Below are 16581 nucleotides of genomic sequence, written 5' to 3'. Positions count from 1 at the left end.
TAAAATAATTATTTGTATGATAAAGAAAAACCTAATTGTTGCACTTTTCTTCTTTTTATTATTGAATAAACTTACAGCTCAGTCTATCAAAAGTAAAGAAAGTACCTTTCCCGAGAATCGTATTTTGATAGCTCCTCAGAGTGTTTTTAAAATGTTTATTGAAGCTGGAATGGAGCCATCAAACCATGTACTGACAGCAGTTGAAAAAGAGAAAGTAGAGCAAGCCTTTGCTATATTACCACCTTTGTATAAAAAAATATTAAAAGAGCATTTGCAGAGTATTAGTTTTATGGACAATATGCCTAATACAGCACTGACTTCGCCAGTAGAAACGACTGATTCTACCAAACAATTTAATATTACTTTTCGAGCAGGGATTCTGAAAGAAACCATTTCTGAATGGGCAACATGGAAAGAAAGAACCATTTTCAATAATCCTAAAAATTCAGGATTTGAAATAATCATAGATGCTGGGAAATTAGATGCAATACAATATGTTTTATTGCATGAGGCTACTCATGTTGTAGATGCCATTTTAAATCTTGCACCACACCTAGACAAAAAAGACACTTTGATTATACCTACACCCTTTACTAAAGATATATGGAGTAAATTGAATACCCCAGTGGCAAAATTTACTAATCCATCACTAGAAAAAACACGTTTCAGAAGTAGCAAAATTCAGCCAATTTCATCTGCCTCAGAAGTATATGGAGCACTCAAGAAAACCCCGTTTCCATCACTTTATGGAATGGCTTCATGGCATGAGGATATTGCCGAACTAGTGTCTATTTACCATCTGACAAATAGACTAAACCAACCATTCGTAATTTATATTAAAGAAAAAGATAAGGTCATAGCAACATTTGAACCGATGAAGAATAAATTAGTAAAAAAGAGAGTAAAGCAACTCCGCTTTTTTTACAGAGAAACGACGGCTTAATTAAGCTATGTTTGTTCGTTGTTTCTCCTATCCTTCGGTTTCCTCTTTAAAGTTTGCATAAATTGTCATAGCGTGTCCATGTCACAATTCAAACGCTTCTTTTAGCCAATTAATAATCTTTGTATGTTTAATTTTTCAAGTACAATTTTAAATTAGTAAAGAGAGAATCTAAAATTACGATTGCTAAAACTGTCTTTTTTTATGTTTGTATCTGTTAGAAATGTTATTGTTTTTTGATGATACAAAGTGGGGGCGCTTCAATGGCCGCTTTTCGCGTTTGGTTGTACTTTTTCCCTATTCATAAAAAAGTTTTTTGGAGTATTCCTATTTGGCAAAACACAAAAAGACATGACCATTAAAGCCATGCCTTTTTTGTGTTTTATGGAATTACCTTAAAATTGCTCTGATTACGATGGTATTGTTTTCTTGAAGTGGATTTGTATGATAAGCCAAATTTACTTTGGCACTGAACACAAAGCATTAAATATGAACACCACCCGAGACTTCAATTCTTTGGGCATTGATCCATTTTGACTCTTCTGAGCATAAAAATACGATAACACCTCCAATATCATCTGGCAAACCAACTCTTCCTAATGCCGTATTGCCTGCAATCATATCGTTTAATGCTTGGTTGTCTCTTACAGCACCACCACCAAAATCAGTGGCAATAGCACCAGGAGCGATTGAATTAACTCTGATTTTTTTAGCACCAAATTCTAAGGCTTGGTAACGTGTTAATGAATCAATACCAGCTTTCATAATGGCATAAGCAGCATAATTGGGATAGCTAAAACGAGCTAGCCCAGAAGAAGTATTGACAATACTTCCGCCTTCATTAATGAATGGAAGTAATTTTTGCGTAAGGAAAAAAGGAGCCTTTAGGTGTGTAGTTGCCATTTCATCGAAGCCAGCTTCTGTGGTATCTTCAATAGAAGCGTAGTAGCCTGTTCCTGCATTATTGACTAATGAATCAATTTTAGTTTTTCCAAAGTCTTTTTCCAAAATATCTTTCAATTCTGAAACAAATCCGTCAAATGAAGCTACTTTCCCTAAATCCAATTGAAGGCTTGACGATTTTCTTCCTAATGCTTTGATTTCATTTACCACATTTTCAGCATCTGCTTTATTATTTTGAAAAGTAATAATAACATCGAAGCCATTTTTCGCCAATTGAAGTGCTGATTCTTTACCAAGTCCACGACTACCGCCTGTTAATAAGACGATTTTATTTGCATTATTTGTCATTGTTTTTTGTTTTTGATTACAATGCAAAGTTGCGAATAATAGGATAATAATGATTTGTAAGAATCAAAGCGATATTTGCAAGAATCAAACAACTATTCTCTAAACGTCAAAGGAGACTTTTCACTATGCTTTTTAAAGAAGTTAGAAAAATGAGCCACTTCTTCAAAACCTAAAGTATAAGCAATCTCTGAAATATTCCAGTGTGTTTGTTTGAGTAATGCCTTCGCCTCTTGGTTTATTCTGCTGGCAATGATTTCGCCAGTAGTCTTTCCTGTGGTTTCTTTCAGTACTCTATTTAAATGATTTACGTGTATGCCTAAAGTAGTAGCATACTCTTTTGGTGTTTTCAATACCAAAATTTGTGTAGTGTTCTCTATGGGAAATTGACGTTCTAGCAGTTCAATAAATAAAGATGTTATTCTGGCAGAAGCAGTTTTGATATTTCCAATAGGGGTGATAGGTTTTAGTTTTTGACCATAATGAATCAACTCCATCAAATAATTGCGTAATAAATCATATTTATATTCGTAATCTGAATTAATTTCTGCGTGCATTTTACCAAAAAGAGTGTCAACTTGTTCAAACTGTTCCTTCGTTATTTGATAAATAAACTCACTCTGATTAGAGAAAATAGGAAGAACATCTATATCTATTCCTATTTTTGATTTAGCCAAAAATTCTTTAGTGAAAACACAAAAATGTCCCGCTTGATTGTTGTCTTGAGGAGTGTAATTGTATGGTATTTTGGGCGTTGCGAATAAAATTCCGTACTCCAATACTTCGATGGTTCTATCAGCATATTCCACTTTATTCTTGCCAGAAATTAAACTTATTTTGTAATAAGTCCTTCTGTTATAAGGCATTTCTGGTTTATCCTTAGCTACTTTATACATTTCGGCTATATCAAAAACATTAAAATGTCCAATGTCTTTATTGATATTAACACTCAAAATATCATCTAAATCTGGATTATTACCTCCAAAAATTTCTTCATAAAATTGTTTTATTGTTATTGAGCTCATCGGTATGTTTGTAAAATTCAAATATAGCTAATTGTTTCAAAAGTAGATGATAGCATTTAATATGAAGTGTAAATTCTTTATTTTTTTAAGAATAAACGCAATTTTATGATGTTTTAATGGCAAATAAAATCCCAAACCCTATACTAAAGGATTTGGGATTAATGAATAAATGGAATTTAATTATTCATTGAGCGAAGCCATATTTATGTTTAGCCGAAACGATAGCTATGATAAAGAATGCTTACTTCCCAACTCTTTGCTGCAAACTTGCAGGATAACGATCTCCTTGTACGTTAGTCTTGGCAAAAGCCTCATCAATGGCTTTTATGTCATTTTTAGATAAGTCAATCGAAGCACCTCCAATATTTTCTGTTAAGCGATGAGATTTTGTAGTTCCCGGAATTGGTACAATCCACGGTTTTTGTGCCAATAACCAACCCAATGCGATTTGTGCAGGGGTTGCCTCTTTTTGACGGGCAATTTCAGCTAACAATTCAACCAATTTTTGATTCGCCTTTCTGTTTTCTTCAGTAAAACGGGGAACAATATTTCTAAAATCAGTTGGGTCAAATTGGGTCTCAGCATTAATAGCACCTGTCAAAAAGCCTTTCCCTAATGGGCTAAATGGCACAAAACCAATGCCTAGTTCTTCAAGCGTAGGTAAAATGGCTAACTCTGGTTCTCTCCACCATATCGAATACTCGCTTTGCAAAGCAGTTACGGGTTGTACGGCATGTGCTTTTCGGATTGATTCAACCCCTGCTTCTGAAAGTCCAAAATGTTTTACTTTTCCTTCATGAATAAGGTCTTTTACTGTTCCAGCCACATCTTCCATCGGAACGGTTGTATCTACACGATGTTGATAAAATAAGTCGATGATATCTGTTTTCAATCGTCTTAAAGATTCTTCGGCTACTTCTCTAATACGCTCAGGGCGACTGTCTTGTCCTTTCTTTGAATCGCCGTCACGGAATCCAAACTTAGTAGCAATCACAACCTCTTTTCTAAAAGGAGCTAGGGCTTCACCCACTAACTCTTCATTATCTTTGCCATAGGCTTCAGCTGTATCGAAGAAAGTAATTCCTTGTTCATACGCTTCTCTAATTAATTTGATGGCGGTGGCTTTATCGGTAGCTGGGCCATAACCAAAGCTTAACCCCATACAACCCATCCCAAGGGCTGATACTTCCAACCCGCTATTTCCTAATATTCTTGTTTTCATGTTGAATCTTGTGATTGTTTATTAGTTCTACCTTAGTCAAAACCTTAATGGCGATACAAATTTCCCCCTTTATTATTTTCAAAAAGTATATATATTCCTGATGTTGCTACCATCATTACTGATTTAAAGATTGGGGTAAGCATAGATAAAATCCTAGTGCTATATTTACGTCAATGGATTTAAAAATTAAGGTCATGGAGCAGATTATAAAGCTTGAAAAGATTTCTCAATATAATGCTATAAAGGGTGTAGAAACGCAACATCCACTAATAAGTGTGTTTGATAATTCAAATACAAAAGCCTTGCCCAATCACAGTCGTTTTCATTTTGGTTTTTACGCTATCTTTTTGAAAGAAGTACATTGTGGGGAATTGAAGTATGGACGTAATAGCTATGACTATGATGATGGAACACTTGTTTTTATAGGGCCAGGGCAAGTGATAGAAGTAAATAATGAAGAAAATTATCGACCAACTGGCTGGGCGTTACTTTTTCACCCTGATTTAGTAAAAGGAACGGCGCTAGGAAAACTAATGAGTCAGTATTCATTCTTTTCGTATGAATCGCATGAGGCGCTTCATTTGTCCTTGAAAGAACAGCAAATTATCAAAGATTTATTGAGTAAACTTGAATACGAAATAAGTCAAGCGATTGATAAACACAGTAAAAGAATTATTACAAACAACATTGAATTACTCTTGAACTACTGTGTTCGTTTTTACGATAGACAATTTATTACTCGAGAAAGCATCAATAATGATGCTTTGACAAGATTTGAACATTTGTTGAATGACTATTTTCAAACAGAAGTTACACAGGAATTAGGGCTGCCATCGGTGGGGTATTTTGCAAGTCGTTTGAACCTATCTCCAAATTATTTTGGTGATTTAATCAAAAAAGAGACTGGTAAATCTGCTCAAGAACATATCCATTTAAAATTAATAGATGTAGCCAAAGAACGGATTTTTGATACAGAAAAATCGGTAAGTCAAATAGCTTTTGAGCTTGGATTCAAATACCCACAACATTTTAATAGAATGTTTAAAAAGAGTACAGGTTATACGCCTAATGAATACAGGATGTTGAATTAATGATTTTTTGATGCTTATTAGACTTTTAGGGCTTTGCTTTGGCTGGTATCTTGCCTAAAAAGCTGAGTCATTTAGTCCAATACATGCTTTGAGATATGAGTAATACGATCTCAAGAAAGCCTACATGTGGATTTACTTCAATTAAATCAATTTTTATAATAAAGATTATTACAGTTATCTTCTTGATTTTTTATTAACATAGTTGATTATCATTGTGGAAGTCTTGAAAGAAATACGAAAATTCATCTTCCTTTGTTTTGAAATATTCATTAGCATAGTATGATTTAAACACTAATAATCAAAATACAGTACACGGTTTGGTAATTGTATTAGGGCTTTCAGTAGCGAATTAGGTAGATTAAGCAAGAAAAAAATAAAAGTTAATATAGAATAATTCAATTTTGGGAACTTATAAATCCATAAAGATATAAATGCTTATCTTTCAAGCAAAAACTTTCATCAATAATTCAACCTACAATCACAGTTTTTTTAATAAATGAGAAGTAAAAAAGATACATTTTTAAGCAATAAAGGTAAGCGTATAATCATTGTGGTATTCGCTTTTATCTTATTGAATCTCGTTTCTTATGTCATTGACCCTTATTCTTCTTACTGGATTTCTTACTTAAAACGATCTGTACTTTCTATTACAGAAGATTTAGCTTTATCATTTGTTTTCTGCTTATTAATCTCTGAATCAAGTATCTGCATTAGCAACAAGCTCAATAATTCTATTTCTTGGACAGAAAAACCCTTGAAACGATTAATCATTGAAACGGCACTAAATTTGGTTATTATTTTTGTAAGCCTTGCCATATTAGACCAACTGTACCGATTAATGGATGAGGCTGAAACTTGTATAGAAATCCACTCGGCTGACAAAGTGAGAGGTTTTTTTCAGTGGATTGTAGTCAGTATTATTATTGCTTTTATGATTATTGGAATTAATACTTGTAATTACCTGATTGTCAGCTGGAAAAATGCGGCCATGAAAGCTGCCGCACTCGACCAACTAGCAGTTGAAGCAGAACTACAATCTTTAAAACTTCAGATAGACCCCCATTTTGTATTCAATAACCTAAGTGTGCTTTCTGAACTGATATTGGTCAATCAACAATTGGGCTATGAATATGCTGAAAATTTTTCAAAGATATATCGCTATATGTTGGTCAATTCCAAGAAAGATATAATTCTATTAGAAGAAGAGTTGAAGTTTCTGAATTCGTATATGTTTTTGATTAAGAACCGTATAGGTGATGGCGTAGCATTTGAAGTAAACATTGACCAAGCCAGTAAACAACTGTATTTGCCACCGCTGACCTTACAATTATTGGTAGAAAATGCCTTGAAACACAACAAAACTAATAAGAAAAATCCCTTGAAAATTAGTATTTACAATACGGATGAACAGGCATTAATTGTTGAAAATATATTACTTCCCATCGAAAATCAGCTTGAATCATCAGGAATAGGCATTCAAAATATCATTAGAAGATATGATTTGCTTTGGCAAAAACAGCCTGAAATTATAAAGGATGAAACTACATTTAAAGTAAAAATTCCGTTAATAAAACAATGATAGAAAAAATACTGATAGTAGAAGACGAAAAACCTAATGCGGATAGGTTGCAACGTTTGATTAAAATAATCAGACCCAAAGCTACAGTCATTGAGGTATTAGACAGTATTTCTGACAGTGTGATGTGGTTTAATACCCATGAAAAACCAGATGTAGTGATGATGGACGTAAGATTGTCGGACGGACTGAGTTTTGAAATTTTTGAACAAGTAAGCATAAACTGCCCAATCATTTTTACAACGGCTTATGATGAATATGCCGTAAAAGCATTCAAATACAACAGCATTGATTATTTATTGAAACCCGTTGAACAAGACGATTTACAGACAGCCTTCACAAAATTGGAAGCTTTGTCTGTCGATTTTCACCAGAAGTCTTTGAAAGGATTATTAGAATTTTTAAAACCAAAAGATTTTAGAAATAGATTTTTACTTCCTTATAAAGATGGTTATAAAACGGTTCAAGTAAGTGATATTGTCTTCTTTTATTCTAAACATAAAATCACCAGAGCCAAACTTCTTAATGGCTCAGAAGAAACTATTCCACTGACAATGGAAGAACTTGAGTTACAACTCAATCCAAAAATCTTTTTTAGGGCAAATCGTCAAATTATCATTCATATTGATGCCATTCAGCAAGTACATAATTATTTCAATGGAAAATTGAAAATTGACATTGAAAAAAACACAGAAGTAGAAGTAATCATCAGTCGAGATAAAGCTGGCTTATTCAAATCGTGGATGGATTATTAAGTAATGATTATTTAATCCAACATTAATTAAAAGTACTCTTTCCAAATACTTTTCCCTATAAAATTCGGAAAGATAAATCTTCAATTCAGGTGTGAAAATATACACTTCAGTTATTTTCCCCATAATTAAATCAGTCAGTGAAACTTTCTTTGTAGTATAAATTAATCCTTATACTCAATGTTAGAACTCACTTTTAAAACAAGGCATACTATTAAAGGAATGATATTTCTGCTATGTTCCTTAGTAATATTTTCTTGTAAAGAACAAGCCCACGAACAGCCTGAACAACTACCGCCAACAGTGGATTTCCTTCAAATAAGTATTGCAAATGCTGATGTTGCAAAAAAATATCCCGGAGCCATTGAAGGGTCAGTCAATGTTGACTTAAAAGCACAAGTATCAGGCTATTTAGAGAAGATATTCGTGAAGGAAGGCGATTATGTACAAAAAGGGCAAGCCCTTTTCAAAATCAAAGCAGAGGTCTTCAATGAACAGGTGAATAATAGTTTGGCGACATTAAAAGCTGCTTTGGCAGCACAGGCCAATGCCAAATTGGAAGTTGAAAAGATTCGCCCTTTGGTAGAAGGAAAAGTAGTTTCTGAAATCCAATTACAAACGGCACAAGCCAATTATGAGGCTGCTTCTGCACAAGTAAACCAAGCAAAAGCCATGTTGAGCTCTTCTAAAATCAATGCAGAATTTAGCCTGATAAAAGCTCCTATTAGCGGTTATATTGGTAGAATTCCGAACAGAATTGGCAATTTGGTAACACCAGCTGACCTTGTTCCGCTTACAACTCTTTCAGACATTAATCAGGTTTTTGTTTATTTCTCGCTCACAGAAGCAGATTATATCGCTTTTATGAAAGAAAAAGGGCTACAAAAAAACATAAATACAGTTTCATTGGTAATGGCTGACGGTAGCGAATATGAACACAAAGGTAAATTAGAATTTGCTAGTGGGAATATCGACCGCACTACCGGAAGCATTGCCTTGAAAGCCATTTTCCCTAATCCTGACAAACTACTACGTTCGGGAGGTTCCGCAGGTGTGGTTTTGCAAAAAGCTTATCAAACTGCATTGTTAGTACCAATGGCGAGTGTTAAAGATATTCAGGATAAATACTTCATTTTCTCCTTGGCTGATAGCAACAAAGTAGTCATGAAGCCTTTTGAAATAGAAGGTAAATCAGGCAGTAATTATATCGTAAAATCAGGAATAAGTGCAGGTGAGAAAATAGCCCTTACTAGTATTGATGTATTGAATGAAGGAATGACGGTTATTCCTAAAATTACAAAAAGTTCATTGGGGAAATAGGTGCATTTCAAAATTGAAAAACCATGTTAAAAAGAATAATTGATAGACCCGTTTTGGCGACGGTAATTTCTATCGTAATTGTGGTGTTAGGGATTGTCGGACTTGATAGACTTTCCGTAACACGATTTCCAGACATTTCACCTCCAACAGTCATGGTGTCGGGTTCATATCCAGGAGGTAATAGCGAAACCGTAATTCGTTCTGTTGTTACGCCACTCGAAGAGCAAATCAATGGAGTAGAAAATATGCAGTACATCAAATCTACAGCTAGTAATGATGGAACATTTTCAATTTCAATTATCTTCAAGCAAGGAGTAAATGCCGACCAAGCAGCAGTAAATGTGCAAAATCGTGTGCAACAAGCTACACCGATTTTGCCACAAGAAGTAATTAGGATGGGACTCACTACTTCTAAACAACAGAATAGCATGATTATGATATTCAACTTGTTTACAGAAGATAATAAAAAATACGATGAAAAGTTTTTGCAGAATTATGCTAATATCAACCTTATTCCGCAAATCAAAAGAGTTCCGGGCGTAGGGCAAGCTATGGTTTTTGGGACAAAGGATTATTCCATGCGTATTTGGCTGAACCCACGCCAAATGGCCAATTATAATTTAGTTCCTGCCGACATCAGTAACGCCATTGCCGAACAAAGCTTAGAAGCTGCCCCCGGAAAATTGGGTGAAGAATCTAACGCTGCTTTAGAGTATGTAATTCGTTACAAAGGGAAGAAGAATCTACCTGAAGACTATGATAATATTGTTGTTAAGAATGCTGGGAATAATATTATTCGTTTGAAAGATGTAGCACGAGTTGAATTTGGAGCAATTTCTTACAGTGGCAATAGTACTTCAAACGGAAGGAATACGGCTACTATTGCTATTTTACAAACAACAGGTTCGAACGCTAATGAAATCGAAATAGGAATAGATAAAGAAATTGAACGACTGTCCAAATCGTTTCCTCCAAGTATAAAATACTCGAAATTAATGAGTACAAAGGAAAAACTGGACGAAGCAACTAGTCAGGTAAAATCAACTTTGTTTGAAGCCTTTGTTCTTGTATTCTTGGTCGTATTTCTATTTTTGCAAGATTTTCGTTCTACGATTATTCCTGCAATTGCTGTACCTGTAGCCATTATCGGAACGTTTTTCTTTTTGCTCGTACTGGGTTTTACGATTAATGTATTGACCCTTTTTGCCTTAGTTTTAGCCATTGGAATCGTGGTAGATGATGCCATTGTAGTAGTGGAAGCTGTGCATAGTAAAATGGAGGGGACTCATTTAAGTGGGAAAGAAGCGACTCATTCGGCAATGGGGGAAATTACAGGTGCTGTAATTTCTATTACACTTGTGATGTCTGCTGTATTTATTCCGATTGGCTTTATGACGGGTTCAGCAGGAATTTTTTATAAGCAATTTGCTTATACACTGGCTATTGCGATCATCATTTCAGCTGTAAATGCCCTGACCCTAACGCCTGCTTTGTGTGCCTTACTCTTGAAAAATACACATCGTGAAAGTAATGCAAAGATAGGTTTTATTAAACGCTTTTTTTCTGGTTTCAATGCGGGTTTTGATAATCTGACCAATCGCTATGTAAAGAGTATTCGTTTCTTAGCAATACACAAATGGTTGGCTGTGGGCTTTGTGGTTTCAATAATAGGTGTGGCTACTTGGGCTATTATGAGTACTCCCAAGAGTTTTGTGCCTATGGAAGATGATAGTATGTTTACTTACGTACTTAGTATGCCTCCGGGTACGGCATTGACTCCTACAACCAAAGTAGCCGATAAAATTGATAAGCTTTTGTCTGAAATAGAAGCCATTGAAGATAATACCACCATTACTGGCTTTAACCTGATGACCAATAGTACAAGCCCTGCTTATGCAGTAGGTTTTGTTAAATTTAAGCCCAGAACACAGCGAGGGAAAATTCAAGACATTGATGAATTGATGAAGGTTGTTGATGCAAAACTATCTGTCATTAAAGAAGGTAGTATCCTCACGATGAGAATGCCCCCAGTAGATGGATATGGCGTTACGAACGGAGCTGAAATTGTATTACAAGATCGTCAAGGTCGTAGTTCAGTAGCATTGAAAGCTCAGGCTGATAAAGTAATTGTCGACTTAATGAAGGTTTCTGGCGTGCAATTAGCCTATACTATGTTCCGAGCTGATTATCCACAATTAGAGCTGGAAGTAGATGAAGACAAAGCCAAACAGATGGGGCTTAATATTAATGGTATTTTGGGTACTGTTCAAAGCTATTTCTCTGGTGACCAATCTTTAAATTTTTCCAGATTTGGGAAATTCTATAGGGTAAATATCAAAGCAGATGGTGTATTTAGAATGGACGAACAAGCTTTTGATGAAATTTTTGTTCGAAACGATAAAGGAGTAATGATTCCTGTAAAATCAATTATCTCGTTGCATAAAGTATATGGTCCAGAATCGGTAAGTCGCTATAATCTCTATAATGCTTTGACAATTAATATCAATGCGATGCCCGGCATAAGTAACGGAGCTTTGATGGAACGTTTGGAAGCCGTTTTGGATAAAATGCCAACAGATTATAGCTACGAATGGACAGGACTGAGCTTGGAAGAAAAATCGGCAGGGAATCAGACGATAGCCATTTTGGGGCTTTGTTTACTCTTCGTGTATTTACTATTATCCGCTCAGTACGAAAGTTATTTATTGCCTCTTGCGGTTTTATTATCTATTCCAACGGGGATTCTGGGTGCTTATATCGGGATTAAAAGTATTGGATTAGACAATAACATTTATGTACAGATTGGGATTATTATGCTGATTGGTCTATTAGCCAAAAATGCTATTTTAATAGTAGAATTTGCTGTACAACGTAGGCGTGCAGGATTATCCATTCTGGATGCAGCATTAGATGCTTCCAAAGCTCGACTAAGACCCATTGTGATGACATCATTCGCATTTATTGTAGGAATGCTTCCTCTGATGTTTTCAAAAGGAGGAACTGCAACGGGAAATCATTCTATCAGTACCAGTGCCGCAATGGGCATGCTAAGTGGTGTGGTTTTGGGCGTAATTGTTATTCCTTTATTGTTTATGTTATTCCAATACTTACAAGAAAAAGTAGCAAGAAAAAACTAAGAATTTTAATCTTGAAATGACCTAAAATGAAATTATCAAAAATACATATATTCCTAAGCGTTATTATATCATTACTACTTTCTTCTTGCATGATTGAGAAGAAATATAGCCGTGCGAACTTAAACGTTCCTGAACAGTATAGAGAAACTGTTACTGTAACAGCTGATACTATTCAATTGCCTTGGAGGACATTTTTTAAAGATACAATATTGGTCAATCTCATTGAAAAAGCTCTTCTCAAAAATAATGAAATTGTTGTGGCAGTAATGAATATGCAACAGTTGGATTTGATGTACAAACAGTCAAAATTGGGGCTTTATCCCTCTGTAGATTTGAACGTAGGGGCAAATAGAAATTGGCTTTCTAAAAGTTCTCTTAACGGTTCATTAACTGAACAATTTTTGGGGACAAGTTATATGGATGATTATGCTGCCAGTTTAAGACTTTCTTGGGAAGCTGATATTTGGGGGAAAGCCAAAATGCATAGAGAGGCTTCACTTGCCAACTATTTTGCACAAAAAGAAAATCTTTCTGCCTTGAAAACTAGGCTCATCGTTCAGGTTGCTCAAGCCTATTATAACTTAATCGCACTAGATGAACAATTGAAAGTAGCAAAACGTAACATTATTTTGGGAGATAGCACTCTAGCGATGATTCGGCTTCAATATAAATCTGGACAAGTAAATTCCTTGGCAGTTGAACAGACAGAAGCACAGAAAAAAACAGCGGAATTGTTAGTGCCATTAGCTTTACAAAATATTACAATCCAAGAAAATGCACTCAGTATTTTGTGTGGAGAATACCCTAGCAGTAAGGTAAGAGTTGACATTATAGACAATGTCATGCCTTCTTCCATATTCCCTTTGGGGGTTCCAGCCATGCTTTTGAGTCGCCGACCTGACGTAAAAGCAGCAGAATATGCTGTGGTTTCAGCCAATGCAAAAAGGAATCTTGCCAATCTTGCCATGTATCCAAGTATCAGTTTTACGCCATCTGTAGGGATGAATTCTTTTAAGCTTGATACATGGTTTAATCTGCCAGGTTCTATCGTGAAAAATATTGGAGTCAATTTAGCACAGCCAATTTTTATGAAAAAGTCGCTTAAAACGGCTTATGATATTGCTATCCTTGATCAAGAAAAAGCAGTAAGTACTTTTAAACAATCGCTATTAACAGCTGTAGGTGAAGTATCTGATGCCCTTGCCAGAGCTAAGTATGCAGATGAAAGAATGGACTTAGTTAAACAAAAAAAAGCATCACTCACAAAAGCTTCAAATGATGTATTTATGCTTTATAAGAGTGGGATGGCTACTTATTTAGAAGTAATTACTACACAGAACAATTCTTTACAAAATGAATTGGAAGTCATAGAAATCAAAAAAGAAAAGTTTAATGCCATCACTGATTTGTATAGAACATTGGGTGGTGGTGAGAAATAAAATTAAAGCGTAATTGTTGCCAATAGTATTTGGATAACTAAAAATACATAAATACCACAAAGGCAGGGTCATGATTTTAAAACACTCACTGTGTTGTATCAGTTAGTATCATAGAAAACGGCGGTGTGGTAGCATGAACTTCACAATATCAAAAAAAGGAATTTTGATATTGTGAAGTTCAATTTACCTAATGTTGTTGTGTGTATTGCTCAAGTCTGTAAAAAATATGAATATCTACATACGTATCAAACCTTATGAATATGTTGTAAAATATAATCTTTGATAACTACCAACCCTTTATTGCACGACCTTTAAAAGCTTTTTCGGCAGCTTTTTCAACGGCTTCTGATTGATAAGCTTTTACGAAATTTTTCACTTTTTCTTCGTTTTTATTGTCTTCTCTTGCTACTATCACATTTACATAAGGAGACTCTTTCTCTTCTTTCAAAATGCCTAATTCATCAGGATTTAATCCGGCTTGTGCAGCAAAATTATTATTGATAATAGCAATCGTAACTTCTTTGTCATCTAAGACTGTGGGTAATTGCGGAGCTTCTATTTCCAGAATTTTCAACAGTTTTGGATTTTCAACGATGTCTGTTACCTTTGGTAAAAGCCCGACATTTTCTTTCAGCTTCAGCAACCCGTTTTTTTGTAAAAGCAATAATGAACGTCCGCCATTGGTCGGGTCGTTTGGAATGACAATCGTGCTACCGTTTTGCAGCTCAGCAATGTTTTTGATTTTTTTGGAATAAGCCACAATTGGGTAAACAAACGTATTTCCCACAACCGCCAATTTGTAGCCACGCTGTTTGGATTGTTCTTGTAAATACGGAACGTGTTGAAAGGCATTTATGTCAATCTCGCCATTGTTCAAGGCTTCGTTTGGAATAACATAATCATTGAACGCAATCAATTCTACTTCCAAATTGTATTTTTCTTTAGCTTCTTTTTTAGCAGCTTCGGCAATTTCTTGTTCCAAACCCGAAGTAATCCCAACTCTGATATAATTCGGGTCATTCTTTTTTGAATTTCCGCAAGAATTAAACAATAGTAATCCTGCCGTAACCAAACTTAATAATCCTATTTTTCTCATTTTCTATTTGTTTTATCTATGATTAAATCTTTTTGAAAGTTTATCGCCCGAAAATTGTATCACAAATACTAATGTTATCAATAGAACCAGAACCGTATTCATAATAAAAGCATCATAGCCGACATAACCATATTGGTAACCAATTTGTCCCAATCCGCCTGCACCAACAGCTCCGCCCATTGCAGAATATCCGACTAATGTAATGAGCGTAATGCTTGCATTATTTATTAATGACGGCAACGCTTCAGGTAACAACACTTTGATAACAATTTGTAAAGGACTTGCACCTAATGCTCTGGCAGTTTCTATCAATCCGTTTGGCACTTCAAGCAAACTGTTTTCTACCAATCGTGTAATGAATGGTGCAGCACCAATACTCAACGGAACCAACGCCGCATTTACGCCAATGGAGGTCCCTACCAATGCTCTTGTAAATGGTATGAGCCACACGATTAAAATGATAAAAGGAATGGAGCGGAATACGTTTACCAATACCGATAATATACGATTGTAGATAGGGTTTTCAAGTAGCTGTCCTTTTTTTGTAAGAAACAAAATAACTCCCAAAGGAAGTCCGATTAAAAAACCAAAAAATCCTGATGTAAACGTCATAAAAACCGTTTCCCAAATTCCTTTTAATAGTAGTGCAATAGTTGTTTGCTCAAACATATCCTTTAATGGTGTTTTGAATGTTATTTTGATTGAAATACTGAATCACTTTTTCATTTTCCTCCGAACTTCCTTGTAAGGACAAGAATAATTTTCCAAAATTGGATTTACCCAAATATTCCACTTCTGCCGAAAACAATTTGTATGGAATTTTATAGTCGCTGTGTACACCCGATAAAAGTTGTTCAAATGAAATTTGTCCATTTAATTCAATTTCCATCAATGGAAACAAACCTTCAGATGATACTGGTTGTAATTGGCTACTTAAAGATTGAGGTATAGTCGCTGTTTTAGGAATTATAAATTGTTTGATGATAGGATTTTCTTTATTTGATATGATTTCTTCCAACGTTCCTTTTGCAATCAGTTTTCCCTTGTCTATAACGGCAACGTGGTTGCAGATGGCTTTTATTACTTCCATTTCATGAGTAATCAATAAAATGGTGATGTTCAATCTTTGATTGATGTCTTTTAACAGTTGCAAAATGGATTGCGTTGTAGCGGGGTCTAATGCACTTGTGGCTTCATCGCAAAGCAGTAAATAGGGGTCATTTGCCAAAGCTCTGGCAATGGCAACTCGCTGTTTTTGTCCGCCTGAAAGGCTTTTTGGATAATCATTTGCTTTATCTTCCAAGCCAACGACTTTTAAAAGTTGGTTTACTTTTTCTACAATTTCAGATTTGCTGGTATTGTCCAATTCTAAAGGCAATGCAACATTGTCAAAAACAGTTCTGGAAGAAAGAAGGTTAAAATGCTGGAAAATCATTCCGATTTTTTTACGTTCTCTAGCCAATTCCCTATTATTTAATGTTGTTAAATCTTTTCCGTTGATGATAATTTGACCTTGGTCAGGTTTTTCTAACAAATTAACCGACCGAATTAAGGTACTTTTACCGGCACCTGAAAAACCGATGATTCCGACGATATCACCTTGTTCTATATTTAAACTTACTTCATCAAGAGCCTTGAATGATTGTTTTTTCTGATGAAATGTTTTGGAGATATTTTTAATTTCAATCATTAGATTTCTATTGAATTTTTAGTTTGTTGATTATCAATGCTATTA

General features: G+C 34.9%; 13 protein-coding genes. 7 read left to right on the top strand and 6 right to left on the bottom strand.

The genetic code is table 11. The features are described 5' to 3' along the window. The first annotated feature begins 16 nt into the window (after positions 1–16). Positions 17–943: a hypothetical protein gene (locus tag AC07XN_RS00950; protein WP_494741715.1), complete on the top strand. Its 927-nt coding sequence runs from the start codon at positions 17–19 to the stop codon at positions 941–943. Between the two features lie 480 nt (positions 944–1423). Here the strand turns inward: AC07XN_RS00950 and AC07XN_RS00945 are convergent, their stop codons facing one another. The 3 genes from AC07XN_RS00945 to AC07XN_RS00935 all read right to left on the bottom strand — a co-directional run bounded on the left by AC07XN_RS00945 (position 1424) and on the right by AC07XN_RS00935 (position 4435). Beyond that, on the bottom strand, positions 1424–2191 hold the full coding sequence (locus AC07XN_RS00945) for an SDR family NAD(P)-dependent oxidoreductase (protein ID WP_494741714.1): 768 nt from the start codon (positions 2189–2191) through the stop codon (positions 1424–1426). A 92-nt stretch (positions 2192–2283) separates the two neighbouring features. Further along, entirely contained in the window at positions 2284–3213 is a 930-nt protein-coding gene (locus AC07XN_RS00940; RefSeq protein WP_494741713.1) for a helix-turn-helix domain-containing protein, read from the bottom strand. A gap of 241 nt (positions 3214–3454) precedes the next feature. Next, a complete protein-coding gene (locus AC07XN_RS00935) occupies positions 3455–4435 on the bottom strand; it encodes an aldo/keto reductase (RefSeq protein ID WP_494741712.1) in 981 nt (326 codons plus the stop codon). A gap of 194 nt (positions 4436–4629) precedes the next feature. Between AC07XN_RS00935 and AC07XN_RS00930 the strand changes: the two genes are divergently transcribed. The 6 genes from AC07XN_RS00930 to AC07XN_RS00905 all read left to right on the top strand — a co-directional run bounded on the left by AC07XN_RS00930 (position 4630) and on the right by AC07XN_RS00905 (position 13750). Continuing rightward, entirely contained in the window at positions 4630–5526 is an 897-nt protein-coding gene (locus AC07XN_RS00930; protein WP_494741711.1) for a helix-turn-helix domain-containing protein, read from the top strand. 496 nt (positions 5527–6022) lie between these two features. After that, positions 6023–7105, top strand: a complete 1083-nt coding sequence (locus AC07XN_RS00925; RefSeq protein ID WP_494741710.1) for a sensor histidine kinase — start codon at positions 6023–6025, stop codon at positions 7103–7105. Continuing rightward, the gene (locus tag AC07XN_RS00920) at positions 7102–7857 is read left to right on the top strand and encodes a LytR/AlgR family response regulator transcription factor (RefSeq protein ID WP_494741709.1); all 756 of its coding nucleotides are present in this window, start codon (positions 7102–7104) and stop codon (positions 7855–7857) included. Before AC07XN_RS00925 ends, AC07XN_RS00920 begins: the two co-directional genes overlap by 4 nt. 177 nt (positions 7858–8034) lie before the next feature. After that, the gene (locus tag AC07XN_RS00915) at positions 8035–9174 is read left to right on the top strand and encodes an efflux RND transporter periplasmic adaptor subunit (protein WP_494741708.1); all 1140 of its coding nucleotides are present in this window, start codon (positions 8035–8037) and stop codon (positions 9172–9174) included. Positions 9175–9197: 23 nt separating this feature from the next. Next, positions 9198–12311 carry an efflux RND transporter permease subunit gene (locus tag AC07XN_RS00910; RefSeq protein WP_494741707.1) on the top strand — a complete coding sequence of 1038 codons (3114 nt, stop codon included), beginning with the start codon at positions 9198–9200 and terminating at the stop codon, positions 12309–12311. A 26-nt stretch (positions 12312–12337) separates the two neighbouring features. After that, positions 12338–13750 (top strand): efflux transporter outer membrane subunit, encoded by a 1413-nt coding sequence (locus AC07XN_RS00905; RefSeq protein WP_494741706.1) that lies wholly within the window; start codon positions 12338–12340, stop codon positions 13748–13750. Between the two features lie 286 nt (positions 13751–14036). Here AC07XN_RS00905 and metQ read toward each other — a convergent pair whose 3' ends face one another. From metQ to AC07XN_RS00890, 3 genes are read right to left on the bottom strand one after another with little or no spacing between them, the layout of a single operon-like run. Further along, the gene (gene metQ / locus AC07XN_RS00900; protein WP_309918261.1) at positions 14037–14846 is read right to left on the bottom strand and encodes a methionine ABC transporter substrate-binding lipoprotein MetQ; all 810 of its coding nucleotides are present in this window, start codon (positions 14844–14846) and stop codon (positions 14037–14039) included. Between the two features lie 12 nt (positions 14847–14858). Further along, entirely contained in the window at positions 14859–15515 is a 657-nt protein-coding gene (gene metI, locus AC07XN_RS00895; protein ID WP_494741705.1) for a methionine ABC transporter permease MetI, read from the bottom strand. After that, positions 15508–16536 (bottom strand): methionine ABC transporter ATP-binding protein, encoded by a 1029-nt coding sequence (locus AC07XN_RS00890; RefSeq protein ID WP_494741704.1) that lies wholly within the window; start codon positions 16534–16536, stop codon positions 15508–15510. Before AC07XN_RS00890 ends, metI begins: the two co-directional genes overlap by 8 nt. Positions 16537–16581: the final 45 nt, after the last annotated feature.

Source organism: Arcicella sp. GW458-12-2-14-TSB2 (genome assembly GCF_059423785.1).
This window is presented reverse-complemented; position numbering and strand designations above follow the sequence as displayed.

Excerpts from the sequence above, each read along its gene's own strand:
- AC07XN_RS00920 (WP_494741709.1), top strand. The coding sequence starts at position 7,102 with ATGATAGAAAAAATACTGATAGTAGAAGACGAAAAACCTAATGCGGAT.
- metQ (WP_309918261.1), bottom strand. The coding sequence starts at position 14,846 with ATGAGAAAAATAGGATTATTAAGTTTGGTTACGGCAGGATTACTATTG.
- AC07XN_RS00905 (WP_494741706.1), top strand. The coding sequence starts at position 12,338 with ATGAAATTATCAAAAATACATATATTCCTAAGCGTTATTATATCATTA.
- AC07XN_RS00910 (WP_494741707.1), top strand. The coding sequence starts at position 9,198 with ATGTTAAAAAGAATAATTGATAGACCCGTTTTGGCGACGGTAATTTCT.
- metI (WP_494741705.1), bottom strand. The coding sequence starts at position 15,515 with ATGTTTGAGCAAACAACTATTGCACTACTATTAAAAGGAATTTGGGAA.
- AC07XN_RS00950 (WP_494741715.1), top strand. The coding sequence starts at position 17 with ATGATAAAGAAAAACCTAATTGTTGCACTTTTCTTCTTTTTATTATTG.
- AC07XN_RS00940 (WP_494741713.1), bottom strand. The coding sequence starts at position 3,213 with ATGAGCTCAATAACAATAAAACAATTTTATGAAGAAATTTTTGGAGGT.
- AC07XN_RS00935 (WP_494741712.1), bottom strand. The coding sequence starts at position 4,435 with ATGAAAACAAGAATATTAGGAAATAGCGGGTTGGAAGTATCAGCCCTT.
- AC07XN_RS00925 (WP_494741710.1), top strand. The coding sequence starts at position 6,023 with ATGAGAAGTAAAAAAGATACATTTTTAAGCAATAAAGGTAAGCGTATA.
- AC07XN_RS00945 (WP_494741714.1), bottom strand. The coding sequence starts at position 2,191 with ATGACAAATAATGCAAATAAAATCGTCTTATTAACAGGCGGTAGTCGT.
- AC07XN_RS00890 (WP_494741704.1), bottom strand. The coding sequence starts at position 16,536 with ATGATTGAAATTAAAAATATCTCCAAAACATTTCATCAGAAAAAACAA.
- AC07XN_RS00915 (WP_494741708.1), top strand. The coding sequence starts at position 8,035 with ATGTTAGAACTCACTTTTAAAACAAGGCATACTATTAAAGGAATGATA.
- AC07XN_RS00930 (WP_494741711.1), top strand. The coding sequence starts at position 4,630 with ATGGAGCAGATTATAAAGCTTGAAAAGATTTCTCAATATAATGCTATA.